General features: G+C 69.5%; 27 protein-coding genes. 21 read left to right on the top strand and 6 right to left on the bottom strand.

Annotation, left to right across the window (positions count from 1 at the left end; translation table 11 throughout):
* Positions 1–27 precede the first annotated feature (27 nt).
* From ACFYL4_RS26200 to ACFYL4_RS26115, 18 genes are all read left to right on the top strand, one after another.
* Entirely contained in the window at positions 28–783 is a 756-nt protein-coding gene (locus ACFYL4_RS26200; RefSeq protein ID WP_387521889.1) for a DUF4097 family beta strand repeat-containing protein, read from the top strand.
* A gap of 85 nt (positions 784–868) precedes the next feature.
* A complete protein-coding gene (locus ACFYL4_RS26195; RefSeq protein ID WP_387521888.1) occupies positions 869–1,426 on the top strand; it encodes a DUF3307 domain-containing protein in 558 nt (185 codons plus the stop codon).
* Between the two features lie 64 nt (positions 1,427–1,490).
* Positions 1,491–1,655, top strand: coding sequence for a hypothetical protein (locus ACFYL4_RS26190; RefSeq protein WP_387521886.1), 165 nt, complete (start codon positions 1,491–1,493; stop codon positions 1,653–1,655).
* A gap of 105 nt (positions 1,656–1,760) precedes the next feature.
* Positions 1,761–2,018 (top strand): hypothetical protein, encoded by a 258-nt coding sequence (locus ACFYL4_RS26185; RefSeq protein ID WP_387521884.1) that lies wholly within the window; start codon positions 1,761–1,763, stop codon positions 2,016–2,018.
* A 17-nt stretch (positions 2,019–2,035) separates the two neighbouring features.
* On the top strand, positions 2,036–2,551 hold the full coding sequence (locus ACFYL4_RS26180) for a hypothetical protein (protein ID WP_387521882.1): 516 nt from the start codon (positions 2,036–2,038) through the stop codon (positions 2,549–2,551).
* 56 nt (positions 2,552–2,607) lie between these two features.
* On the top strand, positions 2,608–2,859 hold the full coding sequence (locus ACFYL4_RS26175) for a hypothetical protein (RefSeq protein ID WP_387521880.1): 252 nt from the start codon (positions 2,608–2,610) through the stop codon (positions 2,857–2,859).
* Positions 2,860–2,963: 104 nt separating this feature from the next.
* Positions 2,964–3,365, top strand: coding sequence for an HIT family protein (locus ACFYL4_RS26170; protein WP_387521878.1), 402 nt, complete (start codon positions 2,964–2,966; stop codon positions 3,363–3,365).
* 33 nt (positions 3,366–3,398) lie between these two features.
* A complete protein-coding gene (locus tag ACFYL4_RS26165; protein WP_387521876.1) occupies positions 3,399–3,884 on the top strand; it encodes a nucleoside 2-deoxyribosyltransferase domain-containing protein in 486 nt (161 codons plus the stop codon).
* A gap of 65 nt (positions 3,885–3,949) precedes the next feature.
* Positions 3,950–4,519: a hypothetical protein gene (locus ACFYL4_RS26160; RefSeq protein ID WP_387521874.1), complete on the top strand. Its 570-nt coding sequence runs from the start codon at positions 3,950–3,952 to the stop codon at positions 4,517–4,519.
* Positions 4,516–4,713, top strand: a complete 198-nt coding sequence (locus tag ACFYL4_RS26155; protein WP_387521872.1) for a hypothetical protein — start codon at positions 4,516–4,518, stop codon at positions 4,711–4,713. Before ACFYL4_RS26160 ends, ACFYL4_RS26155 begins: the two co-directional genes overlap by 4 nt.
* A 234-nt stretch (positions 4,714–4,947) precedes the next feature.
* Positions 4,948–5,253 carry a hypothetical protein gene (locus ACFYL4_RS26150; protein ID WP_387521870.1) on the top strand — a complete coding sequence of 102 codons (306 nt, stop codon included), beginning with the start codon at positions 4,948–4,950 and terminating at the stop codon, positions 5,251–5,253.
* A gap of 160 nt (positions 5,254–5,413) precedes the next feature.
* Positions 5,414–5,635: a hypothetical protein gene (locus tag ACFYL4_RS26145; protein WP_387521868.1), complete on the top strand. Its 222-nt coding sequence runs from the start codon at positions 5,414–5,416 to the stop codon at positions 5,633–5,635.
* A 208-nt stretch (positions 5,636–5,843) separates the two neighbouring features.
* Positions 5,844–6,461, top strand: coding sequence for a hypothetical protein (locus ACFYL4_RS26140; RefSeq protein WP_387521867.1), 618 nt, complete (start codon positions 5,844–5,846; stop codon positions 6,459–6,461).
* Positions 6,462–6,999: 538 nt separating this feature from the next.
* Positions 7,000–7,542, top strand: a complete 543-nt coding sequence (locus ACFYL4_RS26135) for a hypothetical protein (RefSeq protein WP_387521865.1) — start codon at positions 7,000–7,002, stop codon at positions 7,540–7,542.
* Between the two features lie 95 nt (positions 7,543–7,637).
* A complete protein-coding gene (locus ACFYL4_RS26130; protein ID WP_387521863.1) occupies positions 7,638–8,273 on the top strand; it encodes an AAA family ATPase in 636 nt (211 codons plus the stop codon).
* Positions 8,270–8,617: a hypothetical protein gene (locus ACFYL4_RS26125; RefSeq protein WP_387521861.1), complete on the top strand. Its 348-nt coding sequence runs from the start codon at positions 8,270–8,272 to the stop codon at positions 8,615–8,617. Before ACFYL4_RS26130 ends, ACFYL4_RS26125 begins: the two co-directional genes overlap by 4 nt.
* A 237-nt stretch (positions 8,618–8,854) precedes the next feature.
* Positions 8,855–9,475: a hypothetical protein gene (locus tag ACFYL4_RS26120; protein ID WP_387521859.1), complete on the top strand. Its 621-nt coding sequence runs from the start codon at positions 8,855–8,857 to the stop codon at positions 9,473–9,475.
* Positions 9,476–9,779: 304 nt separating this feature from the next.
* Positions 9,780–11,267, top strand: coding sequence for a helix-turn-helix domain-containing protein (locus ACFYL4_RS26115; RefSeq protein WP_387521857.1), 1,488 nt, complete (start codon positions 9,780–9,782; stop codon positions 11,265–11,267).
* Between the two features lie 252 nt (positions 11,268–11,519).
* Here ACFYL4_RS26115 and ACFYL4_RS26110 read toward each other — a convergent pair whose 3' ends face one another.
* Both ACFYL4_RS26110 and ACFYL4_RS26105 read right to left on the bottom strand, forming a co-directional pair.
* Positions 11,520–11,675, bottom strand: a complete 156-nt coding sequence (locus ACFYL4_RS26110) for a hypothetical protein (RefSeq protein WP_387521855.1) — start codon at positions 11,673–11,675, stop codon at positions 11,520–11,522.
* Between the two features lie 185 nt (positions 11,676–11,860).
* A complete protein-coding gene (locus tag ACFYL4_RS26105; RefSeq protein ID WP_387521853.1) occupies positions 11,861–12,331 on the bottom strand; it encodes a hypothetical protein in 471 nt (156 codons plus the stop codon).
* On the opposite strand from ACFYL4_RS26105, the gene ACFYL4_RS26100 reads away from it, so the two are divergent.
* Together ACFYL4_RS26100 and ACFYL4_RS26095 are read left to right on the top strand one after the other, a co-directional pair.
* Positions 12,330–12,821, top strand: coding sequence for a GNAT family N-acetyltransferase (locus ACFYL4_RS26100; protein ID WP_387521851.1), 492 nt, complete (start codon positions 12,330–12,332; stop codon positions 12,819–12,821). The two genes, ACFYL4_RS26105 and ACFYL4_RS26100, sit on opposite strands and share 2 nt — an antisense overlap.
* A 9-nt stretch (positions 12,822–12,830) precedes the next feature.
* Entirely contained in the window at positions 12,831–13,175 is a 345-nt protein-coding gene (locus ACFYL4_RS26095; RefSeq protein WP_387521849.1) for a hypothetical protein, read from the top strand.
* An 87-nt stretch (positions 13,176–13,262) separates the two neighbouring features.
* Here the strand turns inward: ACFYL4_RS26095 and ACFYL4_RS26090 are convergent, their stop codons facing one another.
* Entirely contained in the window at positions 13,263–13,721 is a 459-nt protein-coding gene (locus ACFYL4_RS26090; RefSeq protein WP_387521847.1) for a hypothetical protein, read from the bottom strand.
* Between the two features lie 130 nt (positions 13,722–13,851).
* Between ACFYL4_RS26090 and ACFYL4_RS26085 the strand changes: the two genes are divergently transcribed.
* Entirely contained in the window at positions 13,852–14,496 is a 645-nt protein-coding gene (locus ACFYL4_RS26085) for a hypothetical protein (protein ID WP_387521845.1), read from the top strand.
* Positions 14,497–14,588: 92 nt separating this feature from the next.
* Here the strand turns inward: ACFYL4_RS26085 and ACFYL4_RS26080 are convergent, their stop codons facing one another.
* From ACFYL4_RS26080 to ACFYL4_RS26070, 3 genes are all read right to left on the bottom strand, one after another.
* Entirely contained in the window at positions 14,589–15,185 is a 597-nt protein-coding gene (locus ACFYL4_RS26080; RefSeq protein WP_387521843.1) for a hypothetical protein, read from the bottom strand.
* 194 nt (positions 15,186–15,379) lie between these two features.
* Positions 15,380–16,738, bottom strand: a complete 1,359-nt coding sequence (gene dnaB, locus ACFYL4_RS26075) for a replicative DNA helicase (RefSeq protein WP_387521841.1) — start codon at positions 16,736–16,738, stop codon at positions 15,380–15,382.
* 123 nt (positions 16,739–16,861) lie between these two features.
* The gene (locus ACFYL4_RS26070; RefSeq protein WP_387521839.1) at positions 16,862–17,971 is read right to left on the bottom strand and encodes a helix-turn-helix domain-containing protein; all 1,110 of its coding nucleotides are present in this window, start codon (positions 17,969–17,971) and stop codon (positions 16,862–16,864) included.
* Positions 17,972–18,213: the final 242 nt, after the last annotated feature.

The raw sequence follows: 18,213 nt of genomic DNA, 5'->3' as shown, positions 1-18,213 counted from the left end.
ACCGACTCTAGATACCTAGGAGCGCGCATGGCCGTCACCTTCACCACCCCGGCCGACACCCTCACCACGATGATCATCAACGGCAGCGACGCCGACGTGGAGGTGCGCACCAGCGCGGGCCTCACCGAGGCGCGCATCGAGATCTTCGGCCCGGAGCACCTCATCGCTGACGCCAGCGTCGAGAGCCTTGGCTCCCTGTGGGTCCTGGACCTGCCCCAGACCAGCGGCATGACGACGACCACCTTCCGTAGCAGCGGCGGCGGGATGATCGTCCAGGCCGGGCGCGTGATGGGCGGCGTCATCATGAACGGCGGCGACATCGTGGTCGGCGGCGCCAGTCTCGGCTCGACCCACGTCATCACCCCCGACGCCCAGGTGCGGGTCGTGGCGCACCTGCCCCAGGGCACCAACCTCACCACCTCGCTGACCTCGGGGAGCCTGACCACCAGCAACGCTCGCCTCGGGGCCGTGGAACACACCTCCTCCTCCGGCGACATCACCCTCGGGCACGTCCAGGAGCTCAGCGCCCGCACCTCCTCCGGGTCCGTCGTCGTCCACCGGGTTCAGGGGCTGGCCACGGTCCGCACCTCCTCGGGCCAGATCATCCTCGACGGCGGCACCACCCTCAGCCTGCGCTCCTCCTCCGGCGCCATCTCCTACACCGCGACCGGCGACTGCTCGGTCTCCGCGCGCACATCCTCCGGGTCCATCACGATCCGTCGCGGCGGCCACCAGGTCCAGACCCAGGTGCGCACCTCCTCCGGCCGCGTCTGGGACCACTAGCCAGCCCCGCGGTTCTGGGGCCGGGGACACTCCGGCCCCAGAACCTAACTTCCTCACTTCCTAACTTCCTCGCGAAAGGACGCTCGTGCAGCCTGCTGACCTCGCCCTCCTCGGAGGCCTCGCCCTCCCCCTCTTCGCCGCCCACAACCTCGCGGACCACCCGCTCCAACCCAGTGAGTGGGCCGCAACCAAGAGCCGGTGCGACCACGAGGGCCGCGTGGCGTGCGCCAAGCACGTCGTGGTCGTGGTCCTGGCCCAGGCCCTCGCGGTCCTGGCCGTCGTCGGCCTCACCGGCACCACCGTCTCCCCGCTCGCCGTCCTCGCCGGAATCGGGTTCACCGGCTGGTCGCACTACTGGTTCGACCGGCGCTTCACCGCCGCCGGCCTCTACGAGGCCATCGGGAAAACCGGCTTCGCGCGGCTGGGTACGCCCCGGCCCGGGACAGACGACGCACCGCACCTGGGGACCGGCGCCTACCGGATGGACCAGGACTGGCACATCCTGTGGCTGGCCATCAGCGCCCTGATCATCGCCTCCACCGGCCTGCTCCTGGCCGTCCTCGCCAGCGCCGCCACCATCCTCATGGTGTCCGCGATCCTCGCGTCCCGCTACGGCCGCCGGGTACTGGACCAGCAGGCCTGACCGCCTGGTGCCCGTGCTGCCCCGCCGTCCCGGGGTGGTGCGGGGACCAGGCGGAAGGAGAGCCATGGACTTCCACTCCCGTACCGACGAGATCCGTACCGCGGCCGAGTCCGGTGACATCGACCGGGCCGCCACCCTGATCGCCGCTCTCGCGGACGAGATGGACCTGGCGCAGCGGCTGGAGTTCGCCGCGAGGCTGATCGAGGCCACGGGCCCCCACCAGGACTAACTACATAAGGACCTAATTCCTGTGAACTATCTGTTGACATTCGGGTCTGGGCAGGAGACTATGGAGATGTCAACACGGAGTTCACAAACTCGCTCGGAGGACCTCATGCGCCGCTTCTTCGCTCGCCTCACCGCCGCCCTCGCCGCCTTCCGCTCCGCCCCCGCCGCGCAGCAGGCCGACAACGACAACGCGGTCTCGGGCGACGTGAACGGCACTCTGGTCCAGGCCCGCGAGATCGGCGACCTGACCATCGACCGCAGCCAGCGCGTCGAGCGCCAGGCCGTGGTCGTCAGCGGCGTCATCACTCACGGAGCCAACTCCGTGATCCACACCGGCAACGGCGACCTGACCATCAACCGCTAACCAAACCTAGGAGAGTCATGGCCCCGAAGATGTTCTACGACCCGGACACCTTCTTCCAGCACCCGAATCCCACCACCGGCGACAACCCGCTGAACCCCACCAGTGGCGGTAGCCAGCTGTACCAGGGCAGCCTGAAGATCGTCTGGCGGACCCCCGCGAGGGCCGTCTTCGGGGAGCTCTTCAGCACCCAACGCGCAGAGGCCAGCAGCGTCGAGGAGTGGCTGGAGCGCTACCCCCACCCGGTCAACCGGGTGCCGCACGCCACCTACCGGGCCTCCACCGGCCAGGTGAGCACCTGGATCGCCGGGGGCGGAGGCCCCTACCAGGAACTCCTCTCTCAGGTGATGGCCGGCCAGGTGGTCGCGCCGTTCACCGGCACGTGGGTGGCACCCTGGCCCCTGGAGCGGGACTTCTCCCACCTCACCCAGGACGCCGATCCCCGGCTGAGCCTCTGCCAGCAGAAGGTCTACAAGGGCGGCGGGGGCGGGTCCGGAGAGCGGCCCCTCTGCCCGGCCTGCGCCGAACAGGCCTAGACTCGACCGGCTCCCCCACCGGTGAGGTGGGGGAACCTACTACCTGAAATGGAACGATGAAAAACCCGACGACCCCGACGACGATGCAGCGGACCCTGGCTGCCCTGCGCGAGATCAGGCAGCTGCGACACGAGGTCGACGTCATCGAGCGCGACCGCATCGCCGCCGCCCGCGCGGCCGGTGCCCCCTGGGAGGAGATCAGCCGCGCCCTGGAGCTGAAGAGCCGCCAGGGCTCGCGGCAGCGGCACCAGCGACTGAGCGCCGCCATCGCCGCGTTCGAGGACGAGGCCACCGCGACGCCCGAGTAGGAGTAGCCCTGGCGGGGGCCTGCTCCCACCAGGGCTAACTACATAAGAATCTATTTTTTGTGAACTACTTGTTGACATTCGGGTCTGGGCGGGAGACTATGGAGATGTCAACACGGAGTTCACACTCGGAGGACCTCATGGACTGCATCTTCTGCCGCATCGCCGCTGGCACCGCCCCCGCCGAGATCGTCCGCGAGTGGGACGACGCCCTGGCCATCCGCCCCCGCTCCGGCGGCTGCACCGACGGCCACGTCATGGTCATCCCCCGCACCCACGTCCAGGACGCGGGCGAGGACCCCGCCGTCACCGGCGCCACCATGGTCCGCGCCGCCGAACTGATGGCGGAGATGGACGCCGCGAACATCATCACGAGCAAGGGCGTGGACGCCACGCAGAGCGTGTTCCACCTCCACGTCCACGTGGTCCCCCGCGCGTCCGGCGACGAGCTGCCCCTGCCCTGGACCCCGCAGCACGCCGCCCGCGCCGCCACGCAGGCCCAGCAGTAGAACCCCACCGACATCCCCTGAGGAGACCCCCTGATGGCGACCCAGCTGATCATGGCCCGCGAGACCTACGACCCCACCGCACCCTCGGTGTTCCTGGCCGGTCCGACCCCCGACCGCAGCACCCCCGTCGCGTCCTGGCGGCCGACCGCGCTCGCCCTGCTGGACGAGCTGTGGACCGGCCCCGAGACCCTGACCGTCCTGAGCCCCGAGTCCCGGGGCGGGGTCCGAGCCGCCCGCTACGAGCACCAGGTCGACTGGGAAACCGCAGCCCGGGGCGACGCCTGCGCGATCCTGTTCTGGATTCCGCGAGACGTGGCGAGCATGCCCGGCTTCACCACCAACGTGGAGTTCGGCCTCGACGCGCCCTCGGGCCGCGCCATCCTGGGAGCGCCGCCCGAGTGCGCGAGCCCCGAGCGCAACCGCTACCTGATCTACGTCGCCGGACGCCACGGGGTGCCGGTCAGGGAGACCCTCCGCGACACCGTCCAGGCCGCCCTGAACACCATCACCTCCGGTTGATGCCTCTGCCCCTCCCGCCGAGGGAGGGGCTCTGGGACCACCCGGCCACTACAGGAAGGACACCAGTGACCTACACCGACGACGACCTGGACGAGATCCGCGACAGCATCTCCCAGCTCGTCCTGTCCATCGAGACCATCACCGAGGACTGGAGGACCGACCGGCGCTCCACCGCGGCCGACGAGATCGCCGAGGCTCGCCAGCGGCTCGACCAGATCGAGACGATCAGCCGAACCGCACGGCGTGAGCTGCGAGTCGCTGAGGTGCGTGCTCGGGTCCGGTCCGTCTGGTCGTCGGCATTCGCCGCTGGGGACGTGCCCGACCACGAGGACGACGACGAGTACCGGCACCTGTACGACCTCCTCACCCCCCACGGGATCGCCGAGATGCTCGTCCGGGCCAGCGAGGCCGTCGACCCGACCCGGGAGGAGTCCGAGCGGTACCAGGTCCTGGAGCACAGCCAGGACATCGCCGGTGTGCGGGACCAGGTAATGGAGCGCATCCTCACCACCGAGGGCTCCACCTGGAACGACACACCAGACAGCGACGACGAGCTCTTCGCCGACCCCCGGTGGAAGCGCGCCGAGAAGGTCATCATCGAGTTCGTCGACGCCCTCTACACGGAGGACACGTGACCGACGACGAAGTCCGCGACGCACTGCTCCCGGAGGAGCCCGGCGACGCACTGCTCCTGGCCACCCTGGCCGCGCTCCGGGCCGCAGGACACACCATCGAGGTCCTGGAAGCCGACGGGGTCGGCCCCGACACCGCCACCGCGGTCATCAAAATCGGCGGCCGCACCATGCGGCTGACCTCCGGAACGTGGTGAGACAGACCAGAAGGACGCCTTCGGCGACCGTTTCCCCGTGACCTCCGGGCTACCGCTCCAGGAGCCCGGAGTCAGGGGAACAGGAGAAAAAGGACGCCTGGCGGCGACGTCTTGACCGTGACTCGCGATCAGCACCGTCTCCGCCCGGCCTCCGGAGCCCACTCTCAAGAAAAGCACCTGGGCGCTGCACACGCCCCCTGGCAGATGACCACCCCGGCTCTGAGGAGAACACTTATGGCCATCCGCACGTCCGCCTGCTGGACGCTCCACTGCGACATGCCTCACGACCACGACGAATGGGAGAACGCCGACGGAACCCCGCACTTCGAGACCCCCGAGGCTGCCCTGTCCTACGCCACCAGCGCCGGCTGGACCCTGGAGGCCGGCGTGCTGCGGTGCGACGTCTGCGCGGCCGTCCTCCAGTGCGCCCAGCAGGGCCACCAGTGGCGGTCCTGGCCCACCGAGACGGGAGCCCAGGTCAGGAGTGAGTACTGCGCCCGCTGCGATGACAACCGGCTCCTGGCCATCGCGTGCGACTGATCCGTTCGCCTGCGGGTGGGGCCTGCGTCATGCTGGTCTGACCCCCCGCTCTGACCCCAAGGAGGCGGGGTGCACGGACGCGCACCTGTCCTACCTGTCCGCGATCGTGGACCGGATGTACGGCCCCAGCCGCTGACCCGGCGGCGGGAAGGAGGAGGAGATGGCGGTTGAGTACACCGGTATGGGGGTGCGCCCGGTGGGCACGCTCACCTGTGAGCGGTGCGGCGCGACGTGGAGCGACGGCATCGCTGAGACCGAAGCGGGCGCGGCCGGGCTGATCCACCGCCGCGCCCACGAACGGGCCGGGTGGCGGCTCTACCGTCCGGTGGAGCACCCGGGCCGGGCTGATGAGGTGTGCCCGGACTGTCCGGCCAACTACTGACCCTCGCCCCCGCAACGGATGGTTGCGGGGGCTTTCTCATGCCCGCCTGGCGAGACGGGCCGTCTCGGCGGAGTGGCTGGCTTCCTAGAACACTGGGTTATCGGAAGTCAGGATCGGCGCGAGGAAATGTCAGAACGCCTGACGTTTTCATCAATGTCAGGTAGTATGACATTAGTCAGCCGCATCCGACTGCCCGAGGAGACCACCCGTGTCCGAACCCATCACCCCCCACGACCACGCCGAGATGGACGACCGGTCCCGGGTCGTGCTCTACGACGCCGTGGACGGCGCCCTGCGCACCCTGACCCGTGAGCTGTTCGGCACTCCGGAAAGCGTCCTGAGCCTGGAGGAGGCGCCGCCCGCCGTCCAGCGCGACGTCCGCCTGGCCCGCATCGCGGCCGCCGCCATGATCACCGAGTACCTGCGCACGCACACCATCGCTGAGGGCTACCAGGCAGCGGCCGTGGACGGCGCCCCCCTCACCTACGCCGACCTGGGCCGCGCGGCCGGGATCTCCCGGGAGACCGCCACCAAACGCTGGCCCGGCGCCATCCCCGACGCCAAGCCGGGGCGGCCGAAACAGCAGGTTGTCGTCGCGCTGGAGGGCGGCCACCCGCAGTGGGACGGCACCACCCTGGAGTTCGACCGGGACGACGTCTACGGCTGCGACCTGGCCGACGTCGGCGGGCTGCTGATCATCCCGGACGGATCGGTCCCCGACCACCTGGCGGCCCAGGGCGAGGGCCCCGACTGGCGCGCCCACTACGCCCCCGAGTCCGAGGACACCCGCACCACCTGGGTTTTCCAGGGGTGGGTGCCCTCCTGATGCCCACGGGCGACGACCAGCACGCCCTGTTCTGACCTCGACCCCGAAGCCCCCACACCGCGCGGTGTGGGGGCTTCGTCATGTCCAGACCTCCTCACGCCGGAGGGCGATCACCCGGTCGAGGGAAGACGACCTCCTGGCGGTGCTCCGGCGATCACGTCCACCGGCTCCTGCTCCGGGACCGGAGGCCGCCCGCCGCCCCAGTGCGCCGGAGCGGACGGCCCCGGCCGGGACAGCGCACCGCGGATCGCCGCCTCCCACCCACCACGACGCGCAGCGCCACCCAGGTCTCGTTCCTCACCCATGAGGACATCCTCACCACCCAACAGGAGCAGGAGGCAGCGAACCGAGGAACCCACTCAGGAAGAAGTCACGATCAACGTCACTGATGAAGCACACCGAGGCACTACGAGTGATCCAGGTCCACACGCCCGTGCATTCCCCAATATCGTCACTGGCGAAAATACTCTTGAGTGAGCCTTTGTATCTCTTCGAGATACCGTCCGCCGAACTGCCGCACGACCCTGAGGAGACCCCCATGGAGCACCCCGCCGACGAGGGCCAGGACGACGCCGACATCGTCCACGAGACGGTGCGCGAGAAGGTCATCTCGCGCACCTGCGAGTGGTGCGGCAGGCGCATCGCCCCCCGGACGAAGGGGCGGGGGCGTCAGCGCCGGTACTGCTCCCCGGCGCACCGGCAGCGGGCCTACGAGGTCCGCACCGCGCAGGCCCGGCTGGAGCGCGACCGGGCGGCCGGCACCGCGCGCCTCGAGGACGAGCCCGTTCGCGAACTCGTCGAGCGCACGGTGGTGCGGACCCGTGCGGTGCGGGCGGCCCCGTGGGAGCGGCCCGGGATGCGGGTCGGCGGCCAGGCCTACCCCACCCCCGAACCCGTCCTCCAGGACCACGAGGACGACGAAGGGGAGATCCGCCCCCGGGAGCTCCAGCGGCTCCTGGTGCGCACCGCGGCCGCCATTGCCCAGGGCAAGTTGTCCCGCCGGGAGGTCGAGCGCATCACCCGGGGCATGGAGGCCGTCCAGGCGGCGGCGCACCGGGCCCGCAGCACCGGGAAGCTCTGAAGGCGGGCGCCTGGTGGTACCCGGGGCTCGCCACCCCACCCTGATCCGGTGGTGCCGTAGGCACGTCAGTACGTCATGCCGTAGCGTCATGCCTCATGAGAGCTTCCATCGCGTACACCAACACCAAGCCCGGAACGGGCAAGACCACCACCAGCGTGCTGGTGGCCCAGGCCCTTCACCAGCGCGGGTTCGACGTGCTCCTGGTCGACGCCGACCCCGCCCAGTCCGCGCTCGCCTGGTCCGATGAGATCGGCGGCTTCGACTTCAAGCTCACCGGTCTGGCCACCAAGGACGCCGGACGCCGCCTCGGTGACTTCGCCGGCCCCGACACCCTGGTCATCGTGGACCTGCCCCAGGCCGAGGACCACGGCGCCATCGTGCGCAGCGTGCTGCGCCACGTCGACGAGATCACCATCCCGGTCGCACCCTCCACCATCGAGATCGACCGCACCGGCGCGATCACCGAGCTCCTCGAGGAGGTCGCCGAGGTTCGCCAGGCCCCCGCCCGGATCGCGGTCCTACTCAACCGAGTGGTGAGCGGTGCCCGGTCGGGCCGCGACGCCCGCGAGGGCTTGGAGGCCATGGGCTACGACGTGCTCGACTCCCAGATCCCCCGGCGCGAGGCCTACGCCCTGGCCTACGGCGCCGCCCCGGAGGTCCCCGTCGGCGACCCCATCGAGATGCTGGCCGACGAGTACCTGCGCCGCGCCGGGATCGAGGTGACCGCGTGAGCGCTGCGAAGTCGAAGTCGTCTGCGGACCGGTTCAAGAAGGCGGCCTCCGCCCGCCGCGCGGCCCCCCCTCCGGCCGCACCCGAGGAGGCCCAGCCGCGGCCGGAGAGGGGCCGCACGGCGGTGCGGTCCAAGCCGTTGCGCACGACCGTGGACCTGTCGCCGGCTGACCACAAGCGGCTGCGGAGGATCGCGGACCGGCTCGCCGACGACCTGGATGTGGGGGAGGTTCCGCGCCGGGCGGTGTGGCTGGCGCTGCTGGCCGAGCTCGCCGAGGACGACGCCCTGTACGAGCGCGTGCGTGACCGTGTCAAGGAGTCCAGGGACGACGTAGACACGGCATGACGTAGATACGTCTCCCTTTGAACTGCGTCAACTCTTTCAGGTGACGCGTGTCGCCTCCGCCTGGCCCGCGCTACAAGAACACTGGCGGGTTCGAGTTCGCGCTCCTGCGGGCATCTCGCAGGCGCGGTTGCACGCCACCCCGGGCCAGGGTGGCCCGGGGTATTCCTTATGACGTATCTACGTCATGCCGTACACACGTCACCGTCTGTTCAGTTACCCCCTTTTTTTGGAGAAGACGTGAGCAGTGCCGAAGACCGGTACCGAGACGCGGAGAAACTCGCCCAGGAGGTAGATGAGGAAGCGCGCCACCGTCGCGAGAGCCGCGCCCGGGAGCTGGAGCGCCTCAAGCGCCTGCACGCCGAGGAGGCCGAGGAGGACCGTCACCTCTCCCAGTACGCCCGGGCCATGCGCGCGGTGCGCCAGCACCAGCTCCGACAGGAACCCGCCCAGATGCGCCGCTCCCTGATCGGGTTCAGCGGCGGCTTCGTACTGATCGCTCTGGTGGGCGCGGTCATGGTGTGGATGCTCCTCGCTCAGATGCTCATGGACCAGGGCGCCCCGGGGTGGGCCGGCCACGGTGCGGGGGCCCTCTACACTGCGGCCTTTGGCGCGGCGATGGCCGGGTACTCCCGCAGCTGCTGGGCCCGCCCGACCCCGCCGCGGCCCCTGGTACTCACCGTGTGGGCCTTGGTGCTGTTGCCGGTGCCGGTGATGGCGGCCGCCGCCTGGGTCGGGTGGATGGGATGGACGGTGTTGGTGTTCCTGGTCCCGATCCTGCTGTGCGGGTATGGCGGGATCTTCGCCTGCGGGACGCTCCCGAAGCAGTACCGGCAGATCGAAGCCCAGCGCGAGACGTAGGTACGTCATGACGTGAATACGTCAAGCTCACACAACGAAGCCCTGCACCCCCTGGACGACTGGGGAGTGCAGGGCTTTTCACGTTCCGGGGTCCCGGCAGTTCTGGCGGAAAATCCAACGCTACCTAAACCGCACCCCCTTCCGGGGCGGCCGAACAAGATCGCGTGTTACCTAAACCGCACGGGTGGATCCAGGAAACTACTTACCTAAACGGCACGTATGGTTTAGGATTGCAGGTGTTGCGCACCCCGCCTACCACACAGGAGCCCGTCATGACCGACCGCCAGCCCACGCAGGAGGCCTGATGGCGCGCGGAGCAGGCCTGCCACTGGACGGAGCCAAGCTACGGGCCACCCGGGAGGCGTCTGGGCTGAGCCAGCGCCTGCTCGCCGAGCGGCTCAAGACCACCCGTCAGCAGGTGATCCGCTACGAGCAGGGCCAGGAGCGGCCGGAGGTCAAACGCCTGGCCCAGCTCGCGGCCGCGGTCGGGGTGGGCGTGGCTGACCTGGTCGAGCCCGGGTCCCTGCCGGGCGGACTGGCCGGGCTGCGGATCGGCGCAGGGCTCACCCTGGCGGTGGCGGCCGAGAGCGTTCGTGGCCAGCTCCCTGCCGGGATCGCGTGTTCGCGCCCCGTCCTGGCCGGTGCCGAGCGCGGGGAGCAGCCGCCCACCTGGGTGCCGTTGGAGGCGGCCGGGGCGGTGCGCTCTGCGCTGGGTGCGGCCTACGGCGCCGGCCAGGAGGCGGTGGTCGCCGCGTGGGAGGCCACGTTCGGTCCGGCAGCCACCCCTGCCGGGGAGGTTTCCCAAACCACACCCCCGCTGGCCGCTGAGGGGAGCACACCCCGTGTGGTTTCGGAAAATCCCTCGCAGGAAGAACCCGAGGAGTCGGTGCCTCCGCCGGTGAAGGAGGTGTCGGTGCGGGTGCGGGGCCAGGCCGGGGTGGGCGGGCGCGTCTTCTGCGTGGTCTACACCGACACCGAGACCATCGGTCACCTCGAGGACCGCCACCACTGGGACCAGCGGGAGGGATGGACGCTGCACGGGCTGTTGTCCGAGGAGGAGCGTGAACGTCTCACCCCGCAAGAGCAGCTCGCCCCGGACGCGGTGACCTCCGAAACCGACATGGCCGCCGCCCTCCCCGAACTGCTCTCGACCCTGTTCGGCCACCCGGTCACCGTCAAGAGCCTGCACGGGGAGCGCACGGACCTGCCGATCCGCCCCGCCGATATGGAGCGGTGGGAACTACGGCGGGGCCGGGTGACGGGCCGCAACGACATCTACGTGCGCTCCCGCTGCTGGGGCTGGTTCCAACGCGCCGAGGGCGACATCACCGTGCACACCGCCGACGGGCCGGTACCCGGCGGGCCCTGGACCACCCGGGAAGAAGCCGCCAGCGCACTGTGGGCGCACCTGACCGCACCGCTGCCCCCGCCCCAGCTCACTAAGGCGGCCTGGACCAAGCGGCGGATGCGCGGCCGCCCCACGCAACGGCCGCTGTGCCCCTACACCCCGGCCGAGCTGGGCCGGGTGCGCCTGGTCGAAACCCCGGACTCGGCCAAGGGCGCCCGCCAGTACCAGGCCCAGGGGCCCGACGATCAGGTCATCGGGTTCGTGTGGAAGCGCCAGCACGTACCGGCCCCGCGGTCCTGGGCCTACTGCGCGGCCGACGCCTCCGGGGAGCCCGTCAACACCGCCGCAGCGTCGGCTGTGGCCACGCGCGCCGAGGCAGTGGAGCGTCTGCTGGCCCAGCCCGGCCCGGTATGGGCGGACCCGGCCGAGGCCATCGTGCACTGAAACCCGCTCTGAAGGCCCGCTCCCCCAACGAACGGGGGGCGGGCCTTTCGTGGTTCTGCGGCGTCGATGCCCGGAGGGTTTTGCTAGGTTCCTGCGGGCCGTAGGTACGTCATTGTTGACGCGGTGCGTGCGCAAGCTCGTGGAGGAGGCCCCGGTAGGCTCGCCAGGTCGATCCGCATGCGGATCGTCGTGGTGGAGGACCCGCGCCCGGTTGTCCAGACATGACGCGGGCCCTCAGAGGGTCCCGGCGGCCTACCGGCCGTCGGGACCGTCCCCGCTTTCGCGCCACAGCCACAGCAGGGTGCGGATCGCGGCGAGGAGGGTGCGGGCGGCCTCAGCCGCCAGGCGCCACAGCCACCACCGCGGGCCGCCGCCCTCCTCGCGGGCGCGCTTCTTCGGGAACTTCATGCCGGACCTTTCCTGTTCGGGGGCGGGGCCGCGTCACGCTCAGCGGCGTGACGCGTTCAGGGGGTGGAGGGGGGCGCCCGCCCGGCCGGCACGAGGCGAATGTACCGCGAACCCAAAAGCGTGCACGTGCAAATGCACGTGCACGCTTTTGGCCGGATGCGGTCAGACTCCCCGGCTGACCGAGGTCAGGAGGGGGTCTGGCGGTAGTGGCTGATGGTCAGGATGCGGTCGGCCCAGACCAGCACGGGCAGACCGGTCTCGGTGGTCACCATGAGGGCGCGGCAGGGCATGGACTGCAGGACGCGGCCGCCCAGGGTGTCCAGGGGCCAGTCCAGGACGAGGTCCTGGGCCAGGCGCCCGGTCATCCTGACCGGTCCGTGTGCGGTGATGATCTCCAGGTCGACCTGCCACCCCTCCATCAGGTGCTCCGGCAGGGTAGCGGGGGTGTGGGTGCGGAGGCGGCGGAGTTTGCGGTGGAGACGCTCTACCGCTTCGGGGTCGCGGTGGTCGGCATCCCCGGATGTGCCGACCAGGTCCCAGGACCGGATCCATGATTCGGTGGTGGCGGTGATGGCGGCCAGGGGCCAGCCCGCGTCGTGGCCGTCCAGGATCTCGGACCAGGAGGCCATGGGCTGTGTGTCGTCGGTGGTGGTCATGGCCCTGACCGTAGTCGCCGGGTGGGGCCTGGTCGAGGCCGGGCACTCTGGAGGGGTGGGCGGAGTGAGAGTGCGGAGTGTGGATGGTGGTGAGGTGGGGCAGCTGTGTGCTCTGGCCCGGCGGGCCGGGGTGTCCTACGCCCCAGGCGGGGACGTGTTCCTGGCCGCTGTGGTCGACGGGCGCCTCGTGGGGTGGCTGTCGGGGACGCTGACGGCGATCTACCCGGGCCCGGGAGCTCCGGTTCGGCCGCCGCACGGGTACGTCCAGGCCGTGGTCGTGGACCCCAACCACCGGCGGGTGGGGATCGGCAGACGGCTGGTGGAGGAGTTCGTCTCGGCTGCGGGCCGGGCGGGAGTGGGGTGGGTGTTCGCCGCCCCGGACGAGGACGCCGGCATCGAGCAGAGGGTGGAGTGGCTGGCGGCGTGCGGGTTCCGTCCGGTGGTGGACCCGGGTGAGCGGTGGCCGGTGATGGGCCGCCACCCCGTCTAACCTGGGCATATGGCAGAAAAACGGGTGCCACGCGGGTGGGAGGGGTTGCCGTCTCCGGACGAGCCGGGGTGGGCGGGGTGGTGTCGGCACTGGCTGGCCGCGCACAGCCCCCCGCACCTGGTCCAGCAGGTGACCGCGAGACGGGCCTCGCCGCGGGCTCACGGGCGTGCGCTGTGGCGTCACCTGACTGAGCGGCGTGCGGTCCTGGAGGAGCACCTCGCGCAGGAGCGGGCGGACGGGATCACGGACCGGGCTCTCGCTGTTCGGGAGGGCGACCGTCTCCAGGAGCTCGACGAGGTCGACGACCTGGTGCGCATCCTGGAGACCATCGGCCCGCACCTGCCCGAGCGGTGACGTGCGAGACGTAGCGCTCCTCGCACGTGTGCGAGGGGTGCTACGTGCCGGGCTCCCCGTTGAGCACGAGGAACGGCAGGCGAGGCATCAGATGCCGCGCACCTGGACCTCGGAGGCTTCCAGCTCCAGCAGTTCCTGCTCGACCTCCTGGAGCTCGCGGACTCGAATCCGGACTCGGTGCGAGGTGAGCTGGGTTCCTTCGTAGTGGTGGGGGTCCCATCCGGTCACGATGATCCCGTCCTTCCCGAAGTCCTTGCTCACGACGAACCCGAGGTCTTCCAGGGCCTGCCGCATGGGACGGGGAGTCTTGTCGCTGTACTCGGAGGAGTAGCTCTTAACGAACCCGCGCACGATCAAACCGCCCCGGGTGAGCTTGGCTTCTCGCAACGCGATGTGTTGGATGGCGTACCCGATGTCCGCTGCCTGGAGAGCCGACAGGCAGATCTCCTTGATCTCCTCGATGTCGGCGGCGGTGACACGCACCTGCCGCACCCGGCGGGCCCGGGCTTCCTCGGTCTGGGACTGCGGGGTAAGTCCTGGGGACACGGTTTCTCCTCGTCCATGGGGGTGTACTCACCGTAGCGATCTGGTGCTGCGAACGTCACGAAAACGGGCTCGGGAAGCTTCAGGGTGGGGTAGTAGCTGGGTGTTACTCCCCCTACCTCCTGGAGGACCCTTGCCCAGTCGTGAAGACCGCTTCGATGAGGTCGATGAGTTGGCCCGGAACGCGGAAGATGCTGTTCGGATCCGGGAGGAGCATCGCGAACAAGAGCGTCAGCGGCTCCTGCGGATGCACACCGAGGAATCCACCGAGGACAACCGCCTGCTGGCGAAGATCCGTGAGATCCGCATGGTCGAGTTGTTCTACCGAACGCAGGGCCCGGAGAGGCATCTCAACCTGGCTCATGTGGCGCACCGGTACGGCTACCTGATGCTCTGGTTCCCTCCAGCGATCGGATGGACCGCTTCCCAGGAGATCCTCCAGCAGAGCCTGGGGATGGGCTTGGCGGAGGCGAACATGTGGTGCGGGCCCTACTTCGTCGCCGTGATCGCACTGCTGGTCTGGCACCATCACGCCACCTGGGCTCGCCCGCGAACCCCACGACTGTTGCGTATCGGGGGATGGACGTTGGCCGTACTGCCGGTGCCCTTGACCCTCGCCGTCATCGCCTCTTCAGGGCAGTGGGGCGCGCTGCCTACAGCGGCCCTCATCCTTCTGAGCGCGGCAGTGGGGGTACTCGCCGTGAACATGGCCCAGCGTGCCGTGACCATGCGTGAGCTGGCCTACGAAGCGATGCGGGAACGCGACGAAAGGCTCTGAGTCACCTTTACGGCATAGATTTCCCCTGGGCACGAAGAAGGGCCCGCACCAGCGCAGCGGCTGGTGTGGGCCCTTTCTGTGTGCGGCTCCGGTCAAGGACCGGCGGGAGCGGAGTGCTTCAGGACACCGTCCAGATCGGTGGGGAAGAGCCTCACGTCATGGTCCGGGTGCCCCCAGGACTTGTCCAGGAAGTCGAATTCGTTCTTGGAATCCATCTCGATGGGGATGGTCTCAAGGATGACGTTCAACGCCGCCTCACGCAGTTGACGCAGCCACTCATGGGCCAGGCCTGAAGAGGCCCGGCCCAAAGCAGGGCTCAGCGCCTTCCTCAAGGCCACGAGCTGCTGGTCTGACAGCTCACCGAAGATGTCGAACAAGCGCTGAGCGAGCCACCGTGTCGATACCCGAAGGCGGGATAGAGGGGAAGCGTCCTCGGCTTCCAAGCCTGCACGAAGGCCGATGATCCCCTCTTCGATGAGAGCCCCCGCATGAACAGCCGGTGTGCGGATCTGCCCTTCCGGACCGCGCACGGTGCCCAGGTGGTCGGACATGGTGTTCCAGAACGTGCGGGCCCGCCGCACGTCAACGTCGTCACCCTGCCTTCGGTCCGGCGCGGGCAGCATCGTCAACAGCCGCAGCATCTTGCGCTCGTTGGGGGTGAGTTCGCCGTTCTGGGAGGTCGTGGTCATCTCGCTCCATTCCACGGGGCCAGGAGGGGGTTCCAGCTTCCCACCAGCAAGGCTCACATGGCGGGTATGTCCGGGAACCGCTGGTAGTGCGGCTGGCGGGAAGACCACGGTGCACCCGTCCGCAGCTCTCGCGGTTCTTGGAGACCACCAGGTCGACCTCCCCGGCACGCTCGTACTCGGTGATTCTTCAGGGGCTATCCCGGGGCCATGTCCACGAAGCGGGAGTAGTGCCCCTGGAAGGCCACCGTCACATCGCACGTGGGCCCGTTGCGGTGCTTGCCGATGATCAGGTCGGCCTCGCCCGCACGTGGGGAGTCCTTGTCGTGGACGTCCTCGCGGTAGAGCAGGATGATCACGTCCGCGTCCTGTTCCACGGCTCCGCTCTCGCGAAGGTCCGAGACCTGGGGGCGCTTGTCAGGCCGGTCCTCGGGCTTGCGGTTGAGCTGGGAGAGCGCGACCACCACCACACCGAGTTCCTTGGCCAGGAGCTTCAGGGCTCGGCTGGACTCGCTCACGGCCTGCTGGCGGTTCTCCGCCGTGGCGGTGGAGGGGATGAGCTGGAGGTAGTCCACGACCACGAGGTCCAGCCGCCCGTGGCGGGCCTGGTGGCGGCGGGCGTTGGCTCGGATCTGCGCGACGGTGGTGCACTGGTCAGCGATCCAGAGCTGGTAGTTCTCCTCCTGGGCGCGGGTACGGGCCTGCGTCACCCTGCCCCAGGCCCCTTCGTCGATCATGTCGCGGCCGCCGGTGCGGATGCAGTGCAGGGGGACGTTGGCTTCGGCCGCGATCCACCGCTGGAGGAGTTCCTTGTTGGTCATCTCCAACCCGAAGAACAGCGCGGAGTGTCCGGCCTTGACCGCTCCTCGGGAGAAATCCAAGGCCACGGTGGACTTGCCCACGGATGGCCTGGCCCCGACCACCACCATCTGGCCGGGCTCGAACCCGCCCCCGGTGATCACGTCCAGGTCAACAAACCCAGTCGGCACCCGGCGCCCAACCTGGTCACTTCCGTGCTCCATCTCCTCGGTGACACCCGACCACAGGTCTCCGTCGAGGATGTGCACGAGGTCGCCCTCACCATCGGCGCTGCTGACGACGGTCTCGGCAACCGCAGCTCGGGCGGCGTCCACGAGATCGTCAACCTCGCCCACGCCCTCGTAGCCGAACTGGGCGATGCGGGTGCCGACCTGGATCAGACGGCGCAGGACGGCCTTGTCCGCGACGATCTTGGCGTAGTAGCCCGCGTTCGCGATCACCGGCCGTGCGGTGCACGTATGCAGGTAGGGGCCGCCCCCGGCGACGTCGAGTTCACCGCGCTTGGACAGCTCCGCCGAGACCGACAGCGCGTCCATGGGCTCACCGCGCTCGGACAGACGGCACAGGGACTCGTAGATGATCTGGTGGCCGGGCCTGTAGAAGTCCTCGCCGCTGTGCAGGAGCGTCTGCACGTCGGCCAGGCGCAGACCCTGTTCGATGACGGTGGGCGCGATCATGATCGCGGCCAGCAGGGTCTGCTCGGTCTCGATGTCGTGGGGCGGAGTGCGGTCGGTCATGATGGGTGTCCATCCTTTCGGGGGTGGCCAAGGGGTGGGGACGCGGGCTTGCAGGCGGCGTCCCCACCCCGCTTTCGTGCAGGCCAACCGGCCCGCTGTCAACGGGTTGGGAGCAGGGCGAGTTCAGGCGTGGGCGGGTTCGGGGAACCGGCGGGCCAGGTCCGGGCGCCGGACGGGGCCGTACTCGTTCAGGAGGCCACGCACGGTCTCCTCGGACAAGCCAGCGCACACCGGGCAGTCCAGGGGCACGTGGTGCTTGAGGCAGGTGCGGTCCGCTCCCGTGACCCCAGGGGCCTCCGTGCGGGCCTCAGGCGCACGCTGAGCACGGACAGCCTTCAAGTGCGGGTCGAGGTCCTCGGGGTCGAATCCAGACAGGTAGCGGCGAACTGAGCCGATCTCGCGGCCCGTGAGGCGCTTGGCCTCCACTCGGAGGCGGGCGATGACGGCCTGGGCCTCCTCGACGGTGGCGCCGGTCATGTCCTGAAGCAGGGCGACACCAGCGCCGACACGGCGGGGTTTCTTCGCCGAAGGCGTGCCGTCTTCTTCTTCAGGTTCCGCACTCTCACCTGAGGAAGAAGAAGACCCCTCTTGACTAGAAGAGGTACCGCCGCACCCATGCGGCCACCCTGGCCGCACCCATGCGGCCACCCTGGCCGCACCCATGCGGCCACCCTGGCCGCACCCATGCGGCCACCCCCCACAGTCCTCTCCGCAGGGGTGATCAGGTCCGGTTTCGGGTGCTTCTTCCTGCTGTTTCTCGGCCTCAGCGCGGTCCCTGGCGGCCTGCTCTCGCTTGGCCTGCTCGGCTTCCTGCCGCTTGCGCTCACGTTCGGCGCGTCGCTTCGCGGCCCTTTCTCCGGCGCGCTCGTCCCACCGCTCCCGGTCCAGGAGTCGGTAGACGCTGGGGATGTTGCTGCGGGGGTTGGTCGGGTCCTTGCGCCGCTCTACCTCCAGGAGGTGGATCTCCTCGAGCTTCTTGATGGCGCGGTCGACGGTGTCCACGGACTTGCCGATGCACTTGGCGAGGCGCTTGCGGGTCGGGATCTCGTCTTCGTCGACGGTCTCGTCGGTGTCGCGGCTGACCTGGTCAGCGAAGCTCGCGAGGGCGGCGTAGAGGGCCTTGACGACGGGTTCGACGGATCCGTCGCGGGCGAGCTCGGCGTCGAACTTGATCCAGTCGACGTCCGGCGCGCGAAGGACTACGGGGTAGGGGACGGTGTCCTCGGTGGTCACGGGTCTGCTTTCTAGGCAGTCCTCGCACAGGTCACGGCACTAAGAGGTACCCAAAAGGTGCCCATCCGCTCGTCCGTCGGCTACAGTGGCCGGTGTCTACTATGGCGAGCTTTAGTGTCGCTGCTTTGCGAGAGCAGCCGCTTGTCTGGACGAGGCCCGGTTGGTCCCGGGCCTTCGTCATGTCTGAGGTGGGGTGGTCAGCCCCACCGTGGGACGACCATACAGGGAGCACCCGTGTCACG

It is taken from the genome of Nocardiopsis sp. NPDC006938, from assembly GCF_042869555.1.
Lineage (GTDB): Bacteria > Actinomycetota > Actinomycetes > Streptosporangiales > Streptosporangiaceae > Nocardiopsis.
Note: the sequence above shows the minus strand (reverse complement) of the source record. Positions and strands in the feature narration are given on the sequence as shown.